The sequence below is a fragment of the Pseudogracilibacillus amylolyticus (SeqCode) genome, from assembly GCF_051918545.1.
Classification (GTDB): domain Bacteria; phylum Bacillota; class Bacilli; order Bacillales; family Amphibacillaceae; genus Pseudogracilibacillus.
In genome coordinates this window covers 1-4930 of the sequence record NZ_JBPPZG010000257.1, presented here as the reverse complement: position 1 = coordinate 4930, position 4930 = coordinate 1, and the positions used below count along the sequence as shown (strand labels likewise).

The 4930-nt window shown below is 35.0% G+C and carries 3 protein-coding genes; 2 read left to right on the top strand and 1 reads right to left on the bottom strand.

All coding sequences use genetic code 11. The features are described 5' to 3' along the window. Nucleotides 1–343: 343 nt before the first annotated feature. Entirely contained in the window at nt 344–2470 is a 2127-nt protein-coding gene (locus ACPYKA_RS18855) for a cell division protein FtsA (RefSeq protein WP_479543743.1), read from the bottom strand. A gap of 136 nt (nt 2471–2606) precedes the next feature. On the opposite strand from ACPYKA_RS18855, the gene ACPYKA_RS18850 reads away from it, so the two are divergent. Together ACPYKA_RS18850 and ccpA are read left to right on the top strand one after the other, a co-directional pair. Continuing rightward, a complete protein-coding gene (locus ACPYKA_RS18850) occupies nt 2607–3683 on the top strand; it encodes a bifunctional 3-deoxy-7-phosphoheptulonate synthase/chorismate mutase (RefSeq protein ID WP_479543742.1) in 1077 nt (358 codons plus the stop codon). A gap of 213 nt (nt 3684–3896) precedes the next feature. Continuing rightward, entirely contained in the window at nt 3897–4898 is a 1002-nt protein-coding gene (gene ccpA, locus ACPYKA_RS18845; protein WP_479543741.1) for a catabolite control protein A, read from the top strand. Nucleotides 4899–4930: the final 32 nt, after the last annotated feature.

The window sequence follows — 4930 nt, the reverse complement described above, 5'->3', positions numbered from 1 at the left end:
ATGTGACGGAAAAAACAAAAGATTTTTCAAAAGATATTGCAGAGAAAGTAAAAAGAGATGCGAAAGATGTAAAGGATGAAGTGGAAAAAGAGGCAGAAAATATTGTACAAGCAGAAGAAATAGCCCAAACTTCATCAGAAGAAGAAAATTCCGAAGAAAAAAATGATTAAATAAGAAACAAAAGCTTGTAGGGAGAAATTTATCTTTCTACAAGCTTTTTTATTGTTATAACATAACAATCATACTAATAGTGACTCAAAATAACGTGCGCGCCACTTCGCATAGTGTTTCGTGACTCCATACCACAGTATGAGTCACCTTTTTCTCAATTTTAACCGAAAAATTAATCCCATCTTATTTCCAGTTGATCACCATGGATGATTTTATCATGGAAGCTTGTTGGTTTATCATTTCGAAATAATTGATAATTTCCTTTTACGTTTGACATATCAATATCGATATGCCGAAATACATCTTGGAAAATAAAAGAGCGAACTTTTTTATCTGCTAATGTAATTTGATCTCCATCGTGTAAAATAGCATTTTCGTCTAAGCTTTCTTTCCCTCTATTTATTTCGACTTGTTGCTGCACAAGCTCCACTGCTTCGCCATTAAAATATACGGTGATAGAATACTTGAATGGCTTTTTTAACTGATTTAATAAAGTATTCACAGTAACTTCTTCAGAAGGAACTATTTCTATGTCATCCCCGGATTTAATCATTGCAGAAGGAGTGGTAGGCTCACCATTTAAAAGTAGTTTTGTACTACCACTAGGCAATTGCACAGTCCGCTTATTTACTTTCACATAAAAAGGCTTTGAATCCTTGAACGTTTCTTTTAAATATAGATTAACGAAATCATGAATCGTTTTTGGCATTTGAACAATAATTTCATCTTTATCTTGCACAATATAGTCCTTCGTTTTTGGTTGATTGTTTACAAGATATGTCGGTTTTACTACGTATTTTTTACTATTACAAGTTAGAGTAATTTCTTGAATCGTTCCAACTAAGTCTTCAATTGTATAGCTTGGACTTGTGCCATTTTCTCCTTTAGATATCGTAATCTTATCGTCGGGGCGGATAGGATGATCAACGGTTGCCTCTTTTTCGTTCACAAAAATCTTTGGCGATTCCCCGTATTTTCCACGTAGGATCATTTCTTTTCCGTTTAACATAATAATTGCAGCGAGTCCGATTTTTCCATAATATTTGTTAATATCTATTCCAGCTTGAATGAGACAATCTCCAACCGTTAACTGTTTTGTTTCAAACATAAACGTTATTTGTTCGTTCACATAAACAGAAATATAATGTAACGGGTTTTGCGTGGCACTAATAGCTATTCCAAGCGGGGTGACAAAGTCCGGGCCTGTAGGTACTTTGTCATTTTTCTCCAAGTTTTGAATTGCTTCTACCCCTCTAACAGCAACACGATTAGATGGTAGCTGTAAGTGTTCTGCAATTTTTTCATTTAGTTTTGGTGTCAGACTACCACCGCCGATTAACATTACTGCTTGCGGAATTTTTCCATTTAATAATCTTACTTCTTGCGCTAACAGATGAGCTAATTCATCGATACTACCGGAAATTTGCATAACCAAATCTTCATAAGTGATTGTTGTTTCCATACCTAAAATATCATGGACGGTAGCACTTTGTTCATTAACAATTGTTTGTTTTGTTTTTTCAGCAACTTTAAAATCAAGCAAGTATTGGTCGCTGATGGCTTCGGTTATTTCGTCTCCAGCTGTCGGAACCATTCCATAAGCAATAACTGTACCATGATTCGAAATTGCAATATCACTGGTGCCGGCACCTATATCAATTAATGCTACATTTAATCTTCGCATTGATTCAGGTACTAGCACGTGGATGGCTGCTATTGGTTCTAAAGTTAAAGCTTCCATCGTTAGCTCAGCCCGTTCAAGCGCAGCAAGTAAGGATTCTATAACTATTTTAGGTAAAAATGTGGCGATGATTTGGACAGTTGCTTTATCTCCAACTTGGTCGATAAAAGATCCAATTTTTTCGTCGTCTAATTTGTAATGAAGAACAGAATATCCGACACAATGGTAATGAGAGAACTGACTTTTATTTTGTTCTGTTATGTTAGTTAAAGCTTGTTGTACAGCACTTAATTCTAAATGTCTTATTTCTTCCTCACTTGTAATTGGTTTATCTTTAATTTCCAATGTTTTTTCGGCTTGGATTGTTTTTAGTGCTCGTCCGGCTGCAGCAACACACACTTTGTTTAATAATCCATGTTTCTTTTCAAGTTCCAATTTTACTTCAGAAATAATTTTAGCCACTTGAACAACATTTTGAATTTGCCCATCTAACATGGCTCTTTCTTCATGTTGCCTGACACAAAAATCTATTATTCTATATGTAGTTTCCACTTTTTCAAGTAAGATACCTGTTACAGATTGGGTTCCAATATCTAGTGCAAAAACGTAGTCCTTCATTCTATATGTATCCTTTCATCGAGTTAATAGTCCAATAGACATATAATCTATTATATATACAAATAAGTGACAAAGAAAACATTATTAGGTATAATTGTTCTAATTGTTACTAAATTTACAAGGAGAGTCGTTTGGAATGAGTAATGGAACAATGCAAGAACTACGTGATCAGCTAGATTCACTGAACTTAGAATTGCTTAACTTAATCAACCAACGAGCTGAAATTGTTCAACAAATTGGTGAGATTAAAGGAAAGCAGAGCACAAGACGTTTTGACCCAGTACGTGAAAGAGATATGTTAAATCATATCATCAGTAATAACGATGGTCCGTTTAAAAATGCAACGGTAGAACATATTTTTAAAGAAATTTTTAAAGCCAGCTTGGAGATCCAAGAAGATGACCATCAAAAAGAACTACTCGTTTCACGTAAAAGAAAAGCTGCCGATACGATTATTGATATAAAAGGTGTGCAGTTTGGTAACGGGGATACGCAATTTATTTTTGGTCCATGTGCGGTTGAAAGTTATGAGCAAGTAGCTAAAGTTGCTGAAGCAGTTAAAGCGAAGGGACTAAAGTTACTGCGAGGTGGAGCTTATAAGCCGCGTACTTCTCCATATGACTTCCAAGGATTAGGGCTTGAAGGTTTAAAAATCTTAAAGCGTGTAGCGGACGAATATGATCTAGCTGTCGTAAGTGAGATTGTTAACCCTGCAGATATTGAAGAAGCACAAGACTATATTGACGTTATTCAAATAGGTGCCCGTAATATGCAGAATTTTGAACTTTTAAAAACAGCTGGGGAAGCAAATAAACCGGTTATTTTAAAAAGAGGGATGGCGGCAACAATATCTGAATTTGTAAATGCAGCTGAGTATATTATTTCGCGTGGAAATGGAAATATTATTCTATGTGAGCGTGGAATTAGAACATATGAAACTGCAACTAGAAACACATTAGATATTTCTGCGGTACCGATTTTAAAACAAGAGACTCATTTACCAGTTTTAGTTGACGTAACGCACTCAACTGGTCGAAGAGACTTGTTAATCCCGACAGCAAAAGCTGCAATTGCAATCGGTGCTGATGGGATCATGGCAGAGGTTCATCCTGATCCAGCAGTTGCATTATCAGATGCACAGCAACAAATGGATATCGATATGTTTAATGAATTTTATAATGCAGTTACTAATTATGGGGCTACTGTTAAATAAGTTAAGGGTAGAAGTGTCAAAAATTTAAAAATATACAGCAGGACTACATGTCTTAAGCTGTATATTTTTTGTGTTTTTATTCAAGCTAGGATATGATAAAGAAGAATTGGTTTATAAAAGTATATTTGCTTGCTAAATGAACTGACTCTTTGCTATTTAAGCGGTAGATTTAGTAAAATAAAAATTATTAGTTTAGTCGGAGGTGGCTAAAAAATGAGTGTAACAATTTATGATGTAGCAAGAGAAGCAAACGTATCAATGGCTACGGTATCACGTGTAGTAAACGGAAATCCAAATGTAAAACCAACAACGAGAAAAAAGGTACTCGACACAATTGAACGATTAGGCTATCGTCCAAATGCGGTGGCAAGAGGATTAGCCAGTAAAAAAACAACGACTGTTGGTGCAATCATTCCAGATATTTCAAGCACCTTCTTTTCTGAATTAACCCGAGGAATTGAAGATATTGCAACGATGTATAAATATAACATCATTTTAAGTAATTCAGATCAAAACAAAGACAAAGAAATTCATTTGATTGATACAATGTTAGAAAAACAAGTGGATGGTATTGTGTTCATGGGTGGAGAAATTACAGAAGAACATATTCAGCAATTTAAAACGGCTCAAGTGCCTGTTGTTCTCGCAGCTACTCATGATAAAAATAATGAATTGCCGTCGGTAAATATTGATTATGAAACAGCTACTTATGAGGCAACAAAGAAGTTAATTGAAGATACAAATGCTCATCCTGCACTAATTACAGGTGGCGAACATATTCAGTCGAATGGTCTAAAATATAAAGGCTATGTTCGGGCACTAGAAGAATCTTCCATTGATTTTGATGAAAGTTTTGTTGTTGAAAATGAATGTACATATAATGGGGGAATTGAAGCGGTTAATGAGTTATTAAATACTGTATCACCTAAACCAAAATCGATTTTTGTTGCTACCGATGAAATGGCAGTAGGTGTAATTCACGGTATTCAAGATCAAGGTCTTCACGTCCCTAATGATATTGAAGTATTTGGTTTTAACAATACACGGATTTCGCTTATGGTTCGCCCAACGTTAACGACTGTTGTACAACCAATGTATGATATTGGTGCAGTAGCGATGCGTTTACTGACGAAATATATGAATAAAGAAGAAGTTGAAGAAAATACTGTTATTCTCCCTCATCGGATTATCAAAAGAGACTCAACAAAATCATAAAAACGCCGATATATAGTATAGCAACTAATAAG